Below are 17,745 nucleotides of genomic sequence, written 5' to 3'. Positions count from 1 at the left end.
CAGATCAACTGCAAGAAGCTAAAAGATACCAAGCTTCCACTCTTTTGAGAGCTGCTCCAACAGCTTGACACCGGCTACCGAATTTCCTTTATCATCCAAAGATGGACCGAACACACCAATACCCATTCGCTGTGGCACTGTTGCCATAATACCGCCAGCAACTCCACTTTTCGCGGGAATTCCTACATCAATGGCGAACTCACCAGAGGCATTGTACATCCCACAAGTCACCATGAAGGTCTTGCAGATTCGCGCTACTTCTTCTGGAATCACTCGCTCACCCGTATTCACGAGAATTCCGTCTGCTGCAAGCACCATCCCTAGTGTAGCTACTTCCTTCGCTGTCACTTCTATCGAGCAATGGCGAAAATACAGATCAAGCGTTTCTTCTACATCCGTTTCCAGTATGCCGCTGTCCTTTAGAAACCAAGCCAGGGCACGATTGCGATCTGCCGTTTTCTTTTCCGAACAATAAACCGCTTGATTGATAGAAAGATGAGGATTCCCCGTCATTTTTCGCATCAAAGCCAGCACAGCATCTAGCCGTTCGTCCACGTTGGCACCGCGAATCATGCCCGCAACCGCAATAGCTCCTGCATTAATCATCGGATTCAGTGGTTTATGGGATTCGGTCGTCTCGAGTTTAATAATCGAATTAAACGGGTCTCCCGTTGGTTCTTTTCCCACATGCCGAAACACGTGGTCCTTCCCGTTCTGGCATAAGGCGACGATGAGAGAGAATATCTTGGAGATACTTTGCATCGAGAAAGGTACATCTGCATCACCAGCAGAAAAAATCGTCCCATCGGGCAAGCATACAGCCACTCCCAATTGATGCGGATCGACTTTTGCCAATTCAGGGATGTAGGAAGCTACACTCCCCTTGTTTGTATACTGAAGTGACTGGTTGCGTACTTGCTCCAGTTGTTCGGACGCTTGTGTCAAATCCATCGAAAAACCCCTCAGTCTATTACGTCGATGTATATAAATTCGATTGTAGATTTCTATATGAGACATGTCAAATTACCCCTACTTATGCACGGCCTGCTCCAATCGTTCCATCGCTTCGACTAAAATCGATCTCGGGCAAGCAAAATTGATTCGCATGAACCCTGCACCATCGGGCCCAAACGTCGTGCCATCGTGTAAGCCGAGCTTTGCTTCCTCGCGAATGAGCTTGTTCAGCTCCGCCTGACTACGTCCTAGCTGCCTAAAATCCATCCACCCCAAGTATGTCGCTTCCGGAATCGCCATGGATACCCCAGGAATACGAGCCGATAAAAACTCATGCACATAGGCAGCATTCCTATGTAAGTAGATCAACAGTTCTTCCAGCCATGCTTCTCCATGTTGGTAGGCAGCAATCGTTGCTTCCATCCCAAACAGATTCAAATTCTCATAGCCCATTTTGGATGCTGTGATGGAGAAGTTCCGCAATAACTGCTGATTTTCTGTCATCAGATAGGAAGTATACAGACCTGCCAAGTTAAACGTTTTGGCGGCTGATAGGAAGGTTACACTCTGATTGGCTATTTCCGGTGCCAGCGAATAGAAAGGCGTATGAACATTTGGCTCATAGACCAAATCCGAATGAATCTCGTCGGCAACCACAAGCACGCCATTTTCTACACACAATCTACCCAAGCGCTCCAGCTCTTCTCTCGTCCATACCCGCCCGAGCGGATTATGCGGTGTGCAGAGCAGCATGAGCTTCACCCGCGGGTCGCTCAGCTTTTGTTCCAGATCATCCCAATTCATTTCATAACGGCCGTCACGCTCCAAGAGTGGGCTGGTCACGACATGACGTCCGCGATTTTCGACTGCATGGTAAAAAGGATGGTACACAGGCGTCTGGATCAAGACACCCTCTCCTGGTGCTGTATAAGCCTCTACGGCTACGTGTATGCCAGGAACAACTCCAGGTATCCCCGTCATCCAGCTCACTTCTACCTCTACACCAAATCGCTTGTGTATCCACTCTTTCAAGCTCTGATAAAGGGCATTTGACTTCAACGTGTATCCGTATATCGGGTGACTTGCTCGTTTGATCAGTGCTTCCGTGATTTCAGGAGCGCAAGCAAAATCCATATCCGCCACCCACAGCGGAAGCATTCCTTCACCGTTCACTTTTGGATTCTGAATCTCCCATTTGACACTATCTGTCCCTCTGCGTTCGATGCGCTGATCAAAATCGTACACTTTCGTTCCCTCCCTTAATTCCCTTCACATACATACACACAGCATAAACCGTCTTTTTCCAATTGTCCAAGCTTCTGGTGTACGAAAAAAAGAGCCGCCCAATGAGCGACTCTCTTCTTACGAAAGAACAGATTAGCGAGCGTATACACCAGGACCAAATGGGAGATCCAGGAAGTACCATGCTGTCAATTGCAAGATCCATATGACCAGGAAAACGATTGCATACGGAGTCATGGTAGAGAAAATCGTTCCCATTCCTGCATTCTTATTATACTTCTGATAGAAAGCCAGGAAGAGCGGAATGTACGGATTCACAGGTGAGATCGTATTGGTTGCAGAGTCCGCAATCCGATAAGCGACCTGGATAAACGCCGGATTGTAATCCAGCAGCATCAGCATTGGCATGAATACAGGTGCCAGGATCGCCCACAGCGCTGAACCACTTGTAATAAACAAGCTACAGATACCTGTGAAAAGTGTAAAGGCAATAATGATCGGCAAGCCAGTCAAGCCCATGTTTGTCATGAATTCTGCGCCATTGACAGCCATCAAGATACCAATATTGCTCCAGTTAAAGAACGCGATGAACTGCGCTGCTGTAAACGCTAACACAATAAAGCCGGACATATCCTTGATTGCTTCGGACATGTAATGCGGAATGTCCTTCGATGTTTTAATCAGTCCCATTGCTCTACCGTACACAAACGATACGGTCACGAAGAACAACAAGATGATGGGAATGATCCCTTTCAAAAACGGTGATGTCAAGAAGTCGCCTGTCTTTGGATCACGCAACAGTGATCCTTCTGGAACGACCAGCAATCCTACAATGACTACGAAAATCAACGCTGCGATACCCGTTTTGCGCAATGCTTTGTTTTCTTGAGGCGTTACTTCCTCGAATTGTACGTTTCGATCGCCGTGATACGTGCCAAGGCGTGGTTCGATAATTTTATCGGTAATCCATCCACCAATGAAAGCGAGGATGACAACGGAAGCTGACATGAAGAACCAGTTATCTACTGGTGTAACCATTGCATTCGGATCAATCGTTTTCGCTACTTCGGTACTAATCCCTGCCAAGAGGGCATCTGTACCGGCAATGAAAAAGTTCGCTGTAAAACCGGAGGATACACCAGCCATACCAGCTGCAAAGCCTGCAATCGGGTGACGCCCCATTGCCAAGAACACAAGACCGCCGAGCGGAGGAATAATCACCATGGCTGCATCAGAAGCAAGATTTCCTAATATACCGACAAAGACAATTGCATAACTCACAACCGCTGCCGGAATGCCTGCCATCATTTTGCGTAGAACGGTCGTCAAAAGACCGATTTTTTCTGCCAGTCCAATTCCAAGCGTCATCGCCAGAACGAGACCAAGTGCTGGAAATTCAATAAAGTTTTTCAGCATACTCGTTAAAATCCAGTGAATCCCTTCGACGCTAAGCAAACTCTTAACGGCAACCTCTTCGCCTTTTGCAGGATGCATAACCGAAAAGTCCATGGCTGCGAGGATTGCAGAGACTACCATCAATACACCACACAAAATAATGAACAATACAAATGGATGCGGGAGCTTATTCCCTACCGTTTCAATCCACTTTAAGATACCTTTTTGCTTCATCAGATCTGCTTGCACATTCGTGCCTTTCGCCATAGTTTCGCCCCCTAAGTCGTTTGAATTCCCTGAATGTTTCTGCGGCTTTGCAACCATCCTCGGGATGAATGATGTGGTCTTCCTTCTCAAGCGCTCATCGCCGTTGATGGTACAGCGGGAGAAAGACGAAGTGAGCTTCCCTTTTTCGTGAAAGCCTTTTCAAGAATCGAAAGACTTGTACACAATGCCTTTTATCTGACCCCAACTTTTTAGTCAGAATTCAAATGTAGCAGACAAAGTTCACTCTCACATAATAACTTTCTAATATGATTATATAATCTATACAATGCTTGTCAATAATTTTTAGACTATTTTATGAAATTTTCGCTTTTTGGATAATTGCTGTCATTTGCGAGTCTATAGTAATATAGAGATTGATTATGAATGATCACGGAGGAATGACGTATGTCTGATGTTATCGTGTTCAAAGGGGCCATTGCTTTCCCTATTACATTAGATCCAACCGTTTGGGTTTTTGATGAACGCAAATTCGATCTGAAAACATACTCGGGCGAAGATGATAGCTCGCTGGCTACGCAAGCAAAGTATTTGGCTGGCACGGGGACGCAGTGGGATAAGGAATTGCGCGAAGGGGCTACGCTTCCTTCCGAACGAAAAAGCTTAGCCGAAGAACGTAAAGTGCTTGAAGGCGAGTACGGAATTCGTCTCGATCCCTTCATTACAAATGCTGAACCCCTACCAGAGGTGACTCATGTCCGTCTTCACCGCGAGGATCAGGAAGCGATCGTTCTTCCACTTGCAGAGGCAAGAAGAGCCATCCTGCAATTCTCCAAAGACGGCAAGCCTATTAAAGAAGATGGTCCTGTGTACTTTTATTTGCCGGAAGTATTGCTGGCAAATGAAGCACCGATCAAAGGAATTACCGCTTTAGAGTTTATTACAGAGCAAGCGTAAGATAACAAAAGCCATCCTCCCTTCGAAATAAGAGGATGGCTTTTGCCATATGTTACGTATGTGTGATGATTTTGCTCTTAGGCGCTGAACTGCGTGATACGGATATTCCGATGCTGTAGTTCTTCGCGAAGCAATTCGATAAAAGCTGCATCTAGTTGAAGGTCGACAGCTCGATGATATACTTCTATCAACATTTGGTCACTTAAGTATTTCACCTTTGCTCACCTCCATCTTTAATATGAGCCCATTGTAACAGAAGCACTTGCATCGAACAACCGTTCGGATATCCACAAGCAATGTGGACATCTTGTTGGTAACATGTGGGCAAATTGTGTGTAACTTATAAGTATCCAAGCATTTCCTTTGTGGATGTTTTTTTCCATTTATCCACAGTCAGTCGAAATTTGTCGAACGAATGATGTGACTATTCTGTCATAATGACCCCTCAAGAAAAAAAGCCACCCTATTACAGGATGGCTTTTTTCGTTGCTATTATGCGTTTGCAGCTTCTGTCACGTGCAGAACTTGCTTGATGCGATCAATTGCCCAATCCAGGTCTTCTTTGCTGATAACGAGCGGTGGTGCAAAGCGAATGGTCGTCTCATGTGTTTCTTTGCACAGAAGTCCCAGTTCTTTTAGTTTTTCGCAATATGGACGAGCCGCAGTTGTCAGCTCCAAACCAATGAACAGACCGCGACCGCGAATTTCCTTGATGATCGGGTTGTTGATTTCTTTCAATTTCTCCATGAAGTATGCGCCCATTTCCAGGGAGCGCTGTACAAGGCCTTCGTCAGCCAATACATCCATAGCTGCAACAGCAACCGCACATCCGAGTGGATTTCCGCCAAAGGTAGAACCGTGGGAGCCTGGCTCAAATACGCTCAAGATTTCTTTATCTGCTGCTACTGCGGAGATCGGGAACACACCACCACCAAGAGCTTTCCCCATGATGTACATGTCTGGTACTACATCTTCCCAATCGCTGGCAAACATTTTACCTGTGCGACCGAAGCCCGTCTGGATCTCATCGCTGACCAAAAGTACGTTGTTTGCTTTACATACCTCTTGTGCTTGCTTCAGGAAGCCCTCTTGCGGGATGATGATGCCTGCTTCTCCTTGGATTGGCTCCAGCATGAATGCTGCTGTATTCGGTGTAATTGCTTGCTTAAGTGCTTCGATATCGCCATACGGAATGATTTTGAAACCAGGCGTGAATGGTCCGAAGCCACGTCTGTACTCTTCTGCAGAAGAGAAGGAAGTTACTGTGACCGTACGACCATGGAAGTTGCCTTCACATACGATGATTTCTGCTTGGTTCTCTGGTACTTTTTTCACGTCGTAAGCCCAGCGACGAACCGCTTTAAGTGCAGTCTCTACTGCTTCTGCACCAGTGTTCATTGGCAGGATCATTTCTTTTCCTGTCACCGCAGAAAGCTTTTCGTAGAATTCACCCAGTTGGTCATTGTAAAAAGCTCGGGAAGTGAGCGTTACTTTATCTGCTTGATCTTTCAGAGCTTGGATGATACGTGGATGACGATGCCCTTGGTTCAGCGCAGAATATGCACTCAGCATATCCAGATATTTATTGCCTTCCGGATCGTGTACCCATACGCCTTCAGCTTTGGAAATAACGATCGGTAGCGGATGATAGTTGTGCGCACCAAATTTTTCTGTTTGTTCAATAACCACGTTTGTTTTACTCATGTCGTTAGCCTCCTTCAAGATCACTTGCTAAAATTATCTAGCAAGAACGGTGCCAAATAGGAAAACCCCATAAATTCGATCCAATCCGATCAGACGAGCAAAAAAATTTTGCATCTGGCATTCATATTCTTTTGCAGTGCATAATGTTTTTGCACTCATTCCCTTTATGCTATGATACCCTCATAAGGAAAGGCTGGTGACCACGGTGTCGTCTTCTACGCATAATTCTTCGGCTGATACTCTCTTGCGCATTTATGAACATATTTTGGACAGAATGAATGAAGGTGTACATGTCATCGATTCGGACGGGACAACGATTGTCTACAATTCCAAAATGACCGAGCTGGAATCGATGACCAGACAAGACGTTTTGCACAAACCTTTGGCAGAGGTTTTTCAGTTCCCGTCTGGACAGGAAAGTACCTTGCTCACATGCTTGCGTACCGGAAATAGCATTCGCAATACACGCCAAACGTATTTCAATGACAAGCAAAAAGAAATTTCAACCATCAACAATACCTATCCCATCATTGAAAATGGCAAGATCATCGGCGCAATGGAAATCGCAAATGATGTTACCAAAATGGAACGGTTGATCAGAGAAAACTTGCTGCAAAAAAACGGGTCACGCTACACATTCGAGCACATTATCGGGAGAAGCGGTCCTATTCTCGATGTCATAGAAAATGCCAAACGTGCAGCACGCACCTCCTCGTCCGTGTTGGTAGTCGGTGAAACTGGTGCCGGGAAAGAGCTGTTCGTGCAAAGCATTCATAATGCCAGTCTCCGTGCTTCTGGTCCCCTTATTTCACAAAACTGCGCTGCGCTTCCGGATAGCCTGATCGAAGGGCTTTTGTTTGGAACGGCTCGCGGAGCATTTACTGGGGCAGTAGAGCGACCCGGATTGTTTGAGCAAGCAGAAGGCGGAACACTTTTTCTCGACGAAATCAACTCGCTTAGTATGCCACTCCAGGCAAAATTGTTGCGCGCTCTGCAAGAGAAGTCGATTAGACGTATTGGGGACACCAAGGATCGGTCGATCGATGTACGAATCATTGCCGCTATCAATGAAGATCCTGTTGAGGCAATCGCCAATTCCCATCTGCGAAAAGACTTGTACTATCGTCTCGGCGTCGTCACGTTATTTCTCCCCCCGCTTCGGGAACGCAAGGAAGATATTCCGATGCTGGTCAGCCATTTTATTGAGAAATACAATGAGCTGTTTCAAATGGAAGTAAGTGGAATCAGCGACGAGGTCCTGCAATTTTTTATCCAGCATGACTGGCCTGGTAATGTGCGTGAACTTCAACACTTGATTGAGGGGGCCATGAATCTGATGATTGACGAATCAACGATCCGCTATGAACACTTACCCTTGCACTTTTTGCGTCGTATGCCAGCCGCTTCCGTAACAATCGAGCAACCCTCCCCTCACACGTTGCCTTTTGTGGACGAAGGAAAACCATTGAAGGAAACCATGCAAGAATTTGAAACAGCATATATTCACCATGTTGTGGAACGCTATAACGGGAATATTTCACGAGCAGCCAAGGAATTGCAGATCAGTCGTCAAAGCTTGCAGTATCGTTTGCGTAAGCTGGGGATTAAGGGGTAAAGCATACCAATAAAAACGTTTTGGTTTGAGTCAACATAGTGGAGGAGAAGAAAAAGCACAGTTCCCTTCGACTCTGACACGCTTGCAAAGGTGATTCACTGTCCGTCTCCACTGCAAAAAGGGGTCCGTCGAGCCAAAGCACCCTACGGGCGGAAGGTTCTCGAGGAAGAAGTGTTCGACAAGCGTGGTCCCCTTTTTGCAGTTCCGACTGGGTAGGCTTTGTCAAGGTCTACGAGCTCTGCGCTTTTTCTTCTCGACAGTTTTGTTGGTTCATCGTTCCTTTTTAAAAGCTTGTTAACTTCACTTCTATCAATCCAATTATTACCTTATCCATTTTAATAAACGCCAAGAAATTTGGCGTTTTTTTAATTATTTTGCATCAACTGCCGAATGATTTTGCGCTTTTTGGCAGTATATACCTCAAAAATAATATTTTCATAAAGTATTTCGTTTGGTATCATTCTTGCAGAGCATATATCGCTATCGCGCCTGAAAACGCATACATCCATTTAACATACTCGCGTGAAGGAGAGGGTTATATGTCCCAAAGCAACATGGATCAGCACAATCAATTGAAACGCACGATGAACAGCAGACACCTCTTTATGATTTCTCTTGGCGGCGTAATCGGAACCGGGTTATTTCTCGGATCAGGTTATACAATTAGTCAGGCAGGACCAGTTGGTGCCATTCTCTCCTATTTAGTCGGCGGCTTTATCATGTATCTGACTATGCTATGTCTGGGCGAGCTGACAGTTGCCATGCCAGTGGCGGGTTCGTTCCAAACATATATGACCCGCTTTGTTAGCCCAGCACTTGGGTTTGGTGTAGGCTGGTTGTATTGGCTTGGTTGGGCCGTGACCGTTGCTTTAGAGTTGTTGTCATCAGGATTGCTGATGCAACGTTGGTTCCCTGACTCACCTGTTTGGATGTGGTGCGCGATCTTCGGTGTAGTGCTCTTCTTATTAAATGCTTTATCTGCTCGAGCGTTCGGTGAATCTGAGTTCTGGTTTTCCAGCATTAAAGTAAGCGCTATCATCTTGTTCATCATCTTGGGTGGAGCTGCGATGTTTGGCCTCATCGACCTGAAAAACGGTCAGCCTGCGCCAATGCTCACCAACTTTACAGAAAGCCCGCTTCTCCCGTTTGGAATCACAGGCTTGCTGATGACGATGATCACCGTGAACTTCTCCTTCCAAGGTACCGAGCTCATCGGGATTGCAGCTGGAGAAAGTGAGAATCCAGAGAAGACGATCCCGAAAGCCATTCGTACGACCGTTTGGCGTACACTCGTTTTCTTCATTCTGGCGATTGCCATCGTGGCAGGGATGATTCCACACCAACAGGCGGGTGTGATTGAAAGTCCGTTTGTCGTCGTTTTTGACAGTATTGGGATTCCTTATGCGGCTGACATTATGAACTTCGTTGTCCTGACAGCACTTCTGTCTGTGGCGAACTCTGGTTTGTACGCAGCAACTCGTATGCTTTACTCCCTGTCCAAAGAAGGCATGGCTTCGAAAAAGCTTGGGGCCGTAAATGGAAAAGGGATTCCCATGAACGCTTTGTTGATTACGTTTGCCATTGCTCTCTTGTCTCTTCTGTCCGGTATTTTTGCAGAAGATACGGTGTTCATGGTACTGTTGTCTATCGCTGGTCTCGGTGCACAGGTGGGTTGGATCTCCATCTCCGCTTCACAACTCGCTTTCCGTCGCCATTACCTGAAAAATGGAGGCAAGCTGGAGGATCTGAAGTTCCGTACGCCTTTGTACCCTATACTGCCTTTGATTTCCTTGATCTTGAACTTGCTCGTTCTCGTGAGTCTGGCATTCGATCCAGAACAGCGCATCGCCTTGTACTGCGGAGTTCCGTTTATGATCATCGCGATATGCGTGTACCAATTCCATTTTAAAAAGAAACTCGAAGCGTAAATTAAAAAGAAAAGCTTGCAGCCCCCTCTTCAAGAAGGGACTGCAAGCTTTTCTTGTTTTATATGCGATGCAATAGGCTTGGCAATGCTACAATGAGATTCGGACAATTTCCGTAACGACTACCATGGCAAAAACTGCAAATCCAAGGGAACTCGTTACAAGCAACATGCGCTTTAGCTTTTTCATATCTTCCATAAAATTCCCTCACTTTCTTGCGCCAATCTTCTCTATCGTTATATACGTGTGAACGATGGAAAATGTTTCATTTCGCCCAAAAATATTTACGATCGAGCTATTTTCTTCAGATCATTCCCGATTTGTCCGGTTTGTTGTTCCATACGATATAGCATCCAGGCCACCCAAAACCCGATGACCAAACAAATGGTCCACGGCAGCCACGGCGTTTGCAAGCGCAGCCCTACATCGTACACCCATCCTCCGGCTATTTGTCCGAACGAACCTCCGATGGCAATCGAATACCCATTGAAGCCGTAATAGGCGCCCACCAAGTCCTTGGGAGCAAAACGAGGAACGACATCCACCAGATTTGGAACAGCAATCATAGTGCCCAGTGCAAAAAGGAACACATCCAAGAGAATGAGCCACAATGAATCGGCAAAGGTGAACAAAAATAGTCCCACACTCATAAACAACGTCCCAATGCCAATCAAGGTAAGCCTTTGCTGATAACTCTCCAGCAACTGTGTCACTTTCATTTGAAATAAGATAACAAACAGCGAGAGCGCAGAAAGCACGATCCCTACATTCACCTTGCTATGCGTAACATTCTCAACAAACAGCGGAATCGTTAAAAATACCTGCATATTCAAGTAATAATACCCCATCAAAATAAAGGTATATCGTACAAACAGCTTGTCCTTCACTACCGAGGACATACTTTCCCATATACTATGCCGTGTATTTGTAGCGCGAATCGGTGGGAATAAAAAGAAGATCACGATGGCATTCACTCCGAAGACGGCCCCTGCAAACAATGAAATGTACGTAAAATCAATAGCCGAGAGTGCTGTCCCCACGATTTGGGAACCGACAACCGCAATATTGCCAAGCACATTGCGAAGGGAGAATACTTCTTTTCGGATCGCCTCAGGTGTAATAATCGCATAGGCAGCAGAGCAAGCAGGCTCAAACAGCGCCCCACCCAAACCGGAAAGAATCGCGGCAACAAAAAAGTGCCACGTCTCAGTACAAAAAGCGAACATCGCAAAACCAATCGCACGTACGCCCAATCCGAGGAACATCGCCCCTTTGTATCCGAAGGCATCCGCGATCACACCGCCTAAAAAGGCAAGACCTTGTTGGGAAAACTGTCTGACACTCAGGACAATCCCTGCCATCGCCAGTGTCCAACCGATACTACCCGTTAAATACAAAGTGAGATACGGGATTAATGCATAAAAACCCATATTCATCATAAAAGATGTGCTTAACAAGAGCTTCACTGAAAAGGGCGTTTCTCGCCACCATTCCCACTTCATCCCCATACCCCTCGCTCTCCCGATAGCCACATGAAATAAGGATATCCCCAGCTTAGCGAACAGGGTATAATTTGGGAAACGAACATTTTTGTATATGGTAATCAAATATTTAGATAAGAGGGATTCCAACTGTATGGACTTCGAACAATTACGCGCTTTCTACACATTGGCCCAAACGAAAAATTTCACCAAGGCTGCGGAAATGCTCCACTTAGTCCAGTCTACGGTGACAATGCGAATCAAGCAACTGGAAGAAAAAGTTGGCAAACCTCTTTTCATTCGTGATAAAAGAAGTGTTGAGATTACCCAAGCGGGATTAACCCTTTTACCGTATGCGGAGAGAATCCTCAAACTGTCCCATGAAGCGCTAAATGAAGTCGCTTCACTCCAGCCTTATGAAGATTATTTATCGATCGGCAGCTTAAACGCGATCTGGACTTCTACCCTCGAGCCGATCTTGAAAGAGTACCACTATCGGTATCCACAAATTGCGATCAGCACCAAGACAGGGCATTCGTCCGATGTCATCCAGTATTTGCTGGACAACGTGATTCAAATCGGAATTGTGTACGTCCCCCCATCCTTGCCCAATTTTGATGTTATTCCAACGTGGGATGATGAAATTGTCTTGGTTTGCTGTCCAGAGAGCCCCATTGCCGCATCTACACACGTCGATTCGCGCGAGCTGCGCAATCTGCCGCTGCTGTACATGAATTGGGGCCCTCCTTTTAACGAGTGGATTAGACAGACACTGCCGCGTAATTACGTCCCCAAGCTGACAGTAGACAAAGCAGAGCTCGCCATCGATCTGATCAAAGAAGGTCTCGGCGTTAGCCTGTTAACACGCTCTACCGTCAAAGCCGAGCTTGCGGCAGGTACCTTGAAGGAACTGATTATAACTGGCAATAAGCCTCCCAAACGCTCGGCGTACATCGTCTTGCCGAAGGACAAAAAAAATAAACCCAGCGTAGAAAAATGGCTGAGTTTAATGAGTGAATTAGGATATTCCACCTAGCTTGCCGTTTATCTGGAATGCGGTATGGGGTCGACGACCGTGCTTCGTCTCCCCATCCATTCTTCATAGCCAAGACGAAGGAGAAAATACCAGCACATCGACAGGAAAAAGCCGGTAAGCACATCACTTACATAATGAACGCCCAAGTACACACGGCTGAACGCGAGCAATGCTACGAAAATAAAAACCGCAGGCTGTACGAGCGACGACCATCTTTTCTCCGCAAACCATTGGGCAATCCAAAATGCAACCATGCAATAAAAGGCTGGTCCAATCATCGCATGACCGCTCGGAAACGAAAAGGACTCTGGCAGCTCAACCAGATTGACGCCACTCGGTCTAGGTCTGGCAAAGAACAGCTTTAAGAGTTCATTTGCAACTTCACTGACACCGAGGGAAATGAGAACAAACATTGCCTCCACTCGATATTTCTTTATGTACAGGACAGCGATCATCATTACCGCTACTGGTACAAGGAACATGCCTCCGCCCAGAATGGTTACCAATCGGAAAAAAGCGGTCCCAATCTCCGAGCGGATCGCCTCCGCAAATGCGATGGCAGCTTGATCCATACCTGCTACTTTCCCCGCTACGTAGAGGGCAAACATAATCGTAGCAAGAACAGCAAACGTTAGTGCTCCGCCTACATATCCATTTTTTCTCGTTGTCTGATTCATTGTTGATCTCCTCTTTCCATCAAAAAGCGCAAGGACTCAGCAAATCGCTGATCGTCTTCACGCGTGCGAGCAGCAGGCCCCTTTGTACGACCTCCCCCGCGCCGATATCTCGCTTTTTCATTTCGTTCTTCCAAATGAAACGCAATCCGTTCCGGGTCAAAAACCATCCCGTGCGGTGTCATTGCATGGGCTCTCTTCCCGAGAATGAGCGCTGCCAGACCAATATCTTGCGTCACCACGACATCTCCTGAACTCGTTTCGTTCGCCAGCTTCATATCTACCGCTTGTGGGCCGGCATCTACTGTTACATGATTTGCGTTGCCGATTTGATGATTATAGCTGGCAAAGGTCAAACAGATCCAGTCGAGCTCCTTGCACAATGCTTGGGCAGTTAAGAGAGCCTGGCGCGGACAAGCATCCGCATCGATAAGAACACGTCCTTTTGACATGGTTGCTCCTTTCAAGTGTATTTCTCTCCCCGTACTGATTCATTTTTGGTATGATGGAGGTGGAGAGGAGTGAGTTCACCTTTGCGCTATCAATTTATCCATGATGAACGGCTAGGTATACGACTTCCCGTGCTGCATCTGGAATGGGAAGATTATTCGACTGTAGAAAGAGCGGATATGTTGCTGGAATGGGAAGAAATCCGCGCGACCATTCCGGATCAAATACACCGGGTAGAGAAGGTCATCATCGAAAAAACCAAACAAATGTCCGAAGAAGAAAATTTCGTAAGATCTTGCGAATTGAACAGCGAGATCCACGAATTGGCCAGTGTTATTAACGATCTTAATATATGGTTCCGCGTCCAGCAAGACCATGACACCAAAATCCATCAATAATTCGTTTATGAAAATCCAACAGCTCCTTGGCTTCTTTTTTAGCCGCGGAGCTGTTTTTTTATAGGAACGCTATGCTTTTTTTTCGCTTGCGACCAATTTCTAACGCCTTCAGTCCTGCAATATGCGGGGCAGCCATCGAAGTACCATTCAGCTTTTTAAACTGATTCCCCGGCCACGTAGACAAAATATCAACCCCGGGTGCCTTCATATTTACGCCCTTGCCTCTCGCACTGAACGATGCCAATTTTCCCGTTTGATCAATCGCACTAACCCCTAAGACACCATCGTACCGCGCTGGATACTCCGCTTCTCCCCCTCCGTTGCCTGCCGAAGCTACCAGTACGATTCCTTGCTGATGGGCCCGATTAACTGCTCTCGCCATTGCTTCGCTATACTGGGGCATGCCAAAGCTCATGTTGACCACATCCATCTTATTGGCAATTGACCATTGCAGGGCCTGCAAAATGGTCGACAACGATGATTGACCTTCATGATCAAAAGCACGGACGTCATACAAATGGGCCTCTGGAGAAACTCCGACAATACCCCTTTGGTTCATCTCAGCTACGATAATCCCTGCGACATGTGTCCCGTGTCCATTTTGTTTGCCGCGCACTAGCTGGATGCCGCCCTTTATTTGATCCTTCAAGTCAAAGTGATCGCGGGAGATTCCCGTATCGATGACAGCGACCTTGACGCCTGCTCCGCGCCCCTTTCGCCACAATCTCTGTGCTCCCACATATTGAACGCCCCACGGGATTTCATCCTCCCCTTGCGCATGGACGCTTACGGTAATGTTCTCTTCCACCATCGCTTTATACCTTCGAAAAAGCTCCTCATGCTGCTCAAATATCTTTTGTTTGACACACAAGCAAGAAAGGTCATCATAGCATCGCCATGGAAGTCTCTCGGTTTTAGTCAGAACCTTGGTTTTCAAATCTGACAGTATCTCGGTAAACGGCGTATCCCGATGAAAGCTGACAATTTTCAACCCACTAGCCTCCTGTCATGCATCGTTCTGACTCATCCTATGTCACGGCTCCCCCTATGGGTTTGGGCCATTGCACAACGTTGAGCAAAATAGGCGAATAGCGGCGTGAATCTGTCCAAGCGAACTCCCTTGCTTTTCCATATAACTGCATAGGGCAGGCGTATTCTTTTGAAAGGAGCGAAGCATCATGGCAAAAGCAAAAGGAAAAGCAAAGGCAAAAGTCAAGCTCAAAGCGAAGGGCAGTCCACGTGATTTATTGAAATCCATTAACAAGAAAAGCAAGAAAAAATGGACGATGGGTGATGTACGATCGCTGGCCAAAGACTTCTCCATGAAAGACTTGAAGGACGACAAGAAATTAAGCGAGCTAATCAAAAAAGTCAGCAAGGCGGTCGGTGTCAAATTATCCGACCAGCAAATGTCCAGTGTAAAAAAACAAGTACACGATCGCCTCGGATAAGATAGGTCTCCCCTTGGCTTCGCCCCTCTATGGCGAAGCTTTTTTTGCAAAACAAAAGAGAGAGCGAAAAATCGCTCTCCCTCCTGGCGAAGCTACCCGGTGTTTTCGTTAATCGCAAGAGCAAGCAACGATAACGAGCAATACGAACAACACCAGTATTAAAGCAAAGTCGTCAAATCCTCCGTTGAACAGACTCATTCGCTTTCCCTCCTTTGCCAGCAACTAATCATACTGTATGTGCGAATGCTCAAGGATGATTGGACCATCGCCTATACAAGACCGTTTTTCCCGTTTTTTACACAGTTACTGGCAAATGGAGTGGAGATTAGCTCGCTTGTCTTTCAACTGGGTCTGGCAGACCATACTGCTTTCTCATAACTTGACGCCAAAACGGAATCGTCCGTTGAATCATTGGTCCCGTTAATAGCGCGATTAGTATCGTGCCGATTGACACAGGTCCGCCCAAAGCAGCGCCTGCAAGTAAAACGGTTACTTCTATGATAAGGCGGACTCGCTGGATACTCCAGCCAAGACGTTCGTTCATCGCAAGCATGAAGCTGTCACGCGGACCAGCTCCAAGAGAAGGAGACAAATACATCCCGATCCCGACAGCCAAAACAACAACGCCTGTAAGAAACATCAAGAGCCTCGCCCAGATTGATTGCACCTCAGGAATAAAATCCAACCATAAGATAAGATCGAGAAAAACACCAAAGCAAATCATATTTAAGAACATTCCAAAATTAGGCTTGATTTTTGCCACCAAATACGTGGCGAAAATGACAACGACTCCTACGATCTGAGACCATAGGCCAATCGTTAATCCAAATGTTTTTTGCAGGCCGATGTGAAAGGTTTCCCAAGGTGCTACGCCAAGGTTTGCTTTAATAGCCAGTACCGTACCGAATGCACCAACGAACAAGCCCAGTACAAACATCATGTAGCGAACTGCGATCGACCTGTTGAACCCTCTGCCAGACACGTCTGCTCATCTCCTGACGATGTGGTTTACTTCCAACCTGCAATCACTTCGTAAAAAAGCCCGTCCTTCCGGTAATACGCTTCGGATTTGGAGAAGTCCAGGTAAGTTTTTGCCTCTGCAAGCTGCTCTCCCGTCAAAATGACCTGGCGCTGCTTGTTCACATCGTCTCGATATTCGACGACGAGACTGACTTCTTCCGACTGACAATGTTGAATGAGTTCTTCTGGTGTTGTAAAAGTAATCCGCTTCATGCTCCCCCACCTCCTCCATCGTGATCATTCATTATAGCAGGGATTATGGCTTTCTCCCATCGTTTCTCTCTCGCTTTACAGAAATGCTGCCAAGATCATCAGCCAATTGGGTCGCCGGAAAAATTTGCTGAGCTTCTGCCAACAAATCCTCCATCGAAAAATCTCCGTCCTCATCTTCATAACGTGGACTAAAGTGAGTCAGACACAGTTCTTTCACGCCCGCGTCTTTCGCAATTTGAGCCGCCTCGCGTGCTGTGGAATGTCCGCTTCTGGTAGCCAGCTCCTTGTCATGATGGGCGTAGGTCGCTTCGTGAACGAGCAAATCTGCCCCTTTTGCCAGTTCCACAACCGCTTGGCTCGGCTCCGTATCTCCACTGAAGACAATTTTGCGTCCTGGCTGCGGCTCTCCAACGAAGTCCTTGCCGTCCAACACTCGACCATCCTCAAGTGTGACCTGCTCTCCTCTCTTCAAAGCTCCAAATAACGGCCCTGACGGCACCCCGGCTTGCTTTGCCAGTTCTACTTGAAATGCTCCTGTCTTTTCCTTTTCCATCACGGCATAAGCAAATGAAGGCACGCGATGCTTCGCCATTCGACAGCTCACCACGATCTCTTCGTCCTCGTAGATTACTCCCTCACTGACGATTTTTATTTCCAAAGGATATTGTAAATGAACCGGACTTGCCTCCATGATACCGCGAAAATATCGGTCGAGCCCTTGTGGTCCGTACAGCTCTAACGGAGTCGGTTCGGTATTGCGCAAAGACCGACTCGCAAGCAGTCCGATCAGTCCATACAGATGATCCCCATGCAGATGGGTGATAAAGATTTTATCCAATTGACTAATTTTCATCGGTGCTCGCAGTAGCTGGTGTTGAGTCCCCTCTCCGCAGTCAAACAACCACCACTTGCCTGCCTGTAAAAATCGCAAGCCAATCCCGCTCACGTTTCTTCGCGTAGTGGGTGCACCTGATCCGGTGCCTAAAAATGTAACGATCACGCTAT

19 protein-coding genes are annotated in these 17,745 nt (G+C 46.8%); 6 read left to right on the top strand and 13 right to left on the bottom strand.

Going from position 1 to position 17,745, the window contains the following annotated elements; genetic code table 11:
* Positions 1-18 precede the first annotated feature (18 nt).
* The 3 genes from glsA to AB432_RS11945 all read right to left on the bottom strand — a co-directional run bounded on the left by glsA (position 19) and on the right by AB432_RS11945 (position 3,858).
* Positions 19-951: a glutaminase A gene (glsA, locus tag AB432_RS11955; protein ID WP_048032467.1), complete on the bottom strand. Its 933-nt coding sequence runs from the start codon at positions 949-951 to the stop codon at positions 19-21.
* A 78-nt stretch (positions 952-1,029) separates the two neighbouring features.
* Complete coding sequence (locus AB432_RS11950; RefSeq protein WP_048032466.1) at positions 1,030-2,199, bottom strand: MalY/PatB family protein; 1,170 nt, start codon at positions 2,197-2,199, stop codon at positions 1,030-1,032.
* 132 nt (positions 2,200-2,331) lie between these two features.
* Positions 2,332-3,858, bottom strand: coding sequence for an AbgT family transporter (locus tag AB432_RS11945; RefSeq protein WP_048032465.1), 1,527 nt, complete (start codon positions 3,856-3,858; stop codon positions 2,332-2,334).
* A 405-nt stretch (positions 3,859-4,263) separates the two neighbouring features.
* Between AB432_RS11945 and AB432_RS11940 the strand changes: the two genes are divergently transcribed.
* Entirely contained in the window at positions 4,264-4,773 is a 510-nt protein-coding gene (locus tag AB432_RS11940; RefSeq protein WP_048032464.1) for a molybdopterin-binding protein, read from the top strand.
* A 77-nt stretch (positions 4,774-4,850) separates the two neighbouring features.
* Here the strand turns inward: AB432_RS11940 and AB432_RS11935 are convergent, their stop codons facing one another.
* Entirely contained in the window at positions 4,851-4,988 is a 138-nt protein-coding gene (locus AB432_RS11935; RefSeq protein WP_007725857.1) for a sporulation histidine kinase inhibitor Sda, read from the bottom strand.
* 277 nt (positions 4,989-5,265) lie between these two features.
* Entirely contained in the window at positions 5,266-6,477 is a 1,212-nt protein-coding gene (locus AB432_RS11930; RefSeq protein WP_048032463.1) for an ornithine--oxo-acid transaminase, read from the bottom strand.
* 196 nt (positions 6,478-6,673) lie between these two features.
* On the opposite strand from AB432_RS11930, the gene AB432_RS11925 reads away from it, so the two are divergent.
* Positions 6,674-8,092 carry a sigma-54 interaction domain-containing protein gene (locus AB432_RS11925; protein ID WP_048032462.1) on the top strand — a complete coding sequence of 473 codons (1,419 nt, stop codon included), beginning with the start codon at positions 6,674-6,676 and terminating at the stop codon, positions 8,090-8,092.
* Positions 8,093-8,631: 539 nt separating this feature from the next.
* A complete protein-coding gene (locus AB432_RS11915) occupies positions 8,632-10,020 on the top strand; it encodes an amino acid permease (RefSeq protein ID WP_048032461.1) in 1,389 nt (462 codons plus the stop codon).
* 281 nt (positions 10,021-10,301) lie between these two features.
* On the opposite strand, the gene AB432_RS11910 is transcribed toward AB432_RS11915, so the two are convergent.
* Positions 10,302-11,519 carry an MDR family MFS transporter gene (locus AB432_RS11910; RefSeq protein WP_201265933.1) on the bottom strand — a complete coding sequence of 406 codons (1,218 nt, stop codon included), beginning with the start codon at positions 11,517-11,519 and terminating at the stop codon, positions 10,302-10,304.
* Between the two features lie 133 nt (positions 11,520-11,652).
* Here AB432_RS11910 and AB432_RS11905 point away from each other — a divergent pair, with 133 nt between their 5' ends.
* The gene (locus AB432_RS11905) at positions 11,653-12,534 is read left to right on the top strand and encodes a LysR family transcriptional regulator (RefSeq protein WP_017247917.1); all 882 of its coding nucleotides are present in this window, start codon (positions 11,653-11,655) and stop codon (positions 12,532-12,534) included.
* A gap of 8 nt (positions 12,535-12,542) precedes the next feature.
* Here AB432_RS11905 and AB432_RS11900 read toward each other — a convergent pair whose 3' ends face one another.
* On the bottom strand, positions 12,543-13,211 hold the full coding sequence (locus AB432_RS11900) for a phosphatase PAP2 family protein (protein WP_048032459.1): 669 nt from the start codon (positions 13,209-13,211) through the stop codon (positions 12,543-12,545).
* Positions 13,208-13,660 (bottom strand): YaiI/YqxD family protein, encoded by a 453-nt coding sequence (locus tag AB432_RS11895; RefSeq protein ID WP_048035779.1) that lies wholly within the window; start codon positions 13,658-13,660, stop codon positions 13,208-13,210. Before AB432_RS11895 ends, AB432_RS11900 begins: the two co-directional genes overlap by 4 nt.
* A 69-nt stretch (positions 13,661-13,729) precedes the next feature.
* On the opposite strand from AB432_RS11895, the gene AB432_RS11890 reads away from it, so the two are divergent.
* A complete protein-coding gene (locus AB432_RS11890) occupies positions 13,730-14,056 on the top strand; it encodes a hypothetical protein (protein WP_048032458.1) in 327 nt (108 codons plus the stop codon).
* 58 nt (positions 14,057-14,114) lie between these two features.
* Here AB432_RS11890 and AB432_RS11885 read toward each other — a convergent pair whose 3' ends face one another.
* On the bottom strand, positions 14,115-15,047 hold the full coding sequence (locus AB432_RS11885) for a S8 family peptidase (protein WP_048032457.1): 933 nt from the start codon (positions 15,045-15,047) through the stop codon (positions 14,115-14,117).
* Positions 15,048-15,234: 187 nt separating this feature from the next.
* Between AB432_RS11885 and AB432_RS11880 the strand changes: the two genes are divergently transcribed.
* The gene (locus tag AB432_RS11880; RefSeq protein ID WP_048032456.1) at positions 15,235-15,507 is read left to right on the top strand and encodes a stage VI sporulation protein F; all 273 of its coding nucleotides are present in this window, start codon (positions 15,235-15,237) and stop codon (positions 15,505-15,507) included.
* A 108-nt stretch (positions 15,508-15,615) separates the two neighbouring features.
* Here AB432_RS11880 and AB432_RS11875 read toward each other — a convergent pair whose 3' ends face one another.
* The 4 genes from AB432_RS11875 to rnz all read right to left on the bottom strand — a co-directional run bounded on the left by AB432_RS11875 (position 15,616) and on the right by rnz (position 17,740).
* Positions 15,616-15,705, bottom strand: a complete 90-nt coding sequence (locus AB432_RS11875) for a YjcZ family sporulation protein (RefSeq protein WP_100169674.1) — start codon at positions 15,703-15,705, stop codon at positions 15,616-15,618.
* Between the two features lie 127 nt (positions 15,706-15,832).
* Complete coding sequence (locus AB432_RS11870) at positions 15,833-16,489, bottom strand: YczE/YyaS/YitT family protein (protein WP_082195909.1); 657 nt, start codon at positions 16,487-16,489, stop codon at positions 15,833-15,835.
* 26 nt (positions 16,490-16,515) lie between these two features.
* Positions 16,516-16,740 (bottom strand): hypothetical protein, encoded by a 225-nt coding sequence (locus AB432_RS11865; protein WP_048032455.1) that lies wholly within the window; start codon positions 16,738-16,740, stop codon positions 16,516-16,518.
* A gap of 43 nt (positions 16,741-16,783) precedes the next feature.
* Positions 16,784-17,740, bottom strand: a complete 957-nt coding sequence (gene rnz / locus AB432_RS11860) for a ribonuclease Z (RefSeq protein ID WP_048032454.1) — start codon at positions 17,738-17,740, stop codon at positions 16,784-16,786.
* Between the last annotated feature and the right edge of the window lie 5 nt (positions 17,741-17,745).

This window comes from Brevibacillus brevis (genome assembly GCF_001039275.2).
In the GTDB taxonomy this organism is placed as follows: domain Bacteria; phylum Bacillota; class Bacilli; order Brevibacillales; family Brevibacillaceae; genus Brevibacillus; species Brevibacillus brevis_C.
The sequence above is the reverse complement of the archived record's forward strand: the minus strand, read 5'-3'. Positions and strand labels throughout refer to the sequence as shown.

Coding starts and splice junctions, on each gene's coding strand:
- AB432_RS11930 (WP_048032463.1), bottom strand. CDS start 6,477: ATGAGTAAAACAAACGTGGTTATTGAACAAACAGAAAAATTTGGTGCG.
- AB432_RS11915 (WP_048032461.1), top strand. CDS start 8,632: ATGTCCCAAAGCAACATGGATCAGCACAATCAATTGAAACGCACGATG.
- AB432_RS11940 (WP_048032464.1), top strand. CDS start 4,264: ATGTCTGATGTTATCGTGTTCAAAGGGGCCATTGCTTTCCCTATTACA.
- AB432_RS11865 (WP_048032455.1), bottom strand. CDS start 16,740: ATGAAGCGGATTACTTTTACAACACCAGAAGAACTCATTCAACATTGT.
- AB432_RS11905 (WP_017247917.1), top strand. CDS start 11,653: ATGGACTTCGAACAATTACGCGCTTTCTACACATTGGCCCAAACGAAA.
- AB432_RS11945 (WP_048032465.1), bottom strand. CDS start 3,858: ATGGCGAAAGGCACGAATGTGCAAGCAGATCTGATGAAGCAAAAAGGT.
- AB432_RS11875 (WP_100169674.1), bottom strand. CDS start 15,705: ATGAGTCTGTTCAACGGAGGATTTGACGACTTTGCTTTAATACTGGTG.
- AB432_RS11900 (WP_048032459.1), bottom strand. CDS start 13,211: ATGAATCAGACAACGAGAAAAAATGGATATGTAGGCGGAGCACTAACG.
- AB432_RS11880 (WP_048032456.1), top strand. CDS start 15,235: ATGGCAAAAGCAAAAGGAAAAGCAAAGGCAAAAGTCAAGCTCAAAGCG.
- AB432_RS11910 (WP_201265933.1), bottom strand. CDS start 11,519: ATGAAGTGGGAATGGTGGCGAGAAACGCCCTTTTCAGTGAAGCTCTTG.
- glsA (WP_048032467.1), bottom strand. CDS start 951: ATGGATTTGACACAAGCGTCCGAACAACTGGAGCAAGTACGCAACCAG.
- AB432_RS11895 (WP_048035779.1), bottom strand. CDS start 13,660: ATGTCAAAAGGACGTGTTCTTATCGATGCGGATGCTTGTCCGCGCCAG.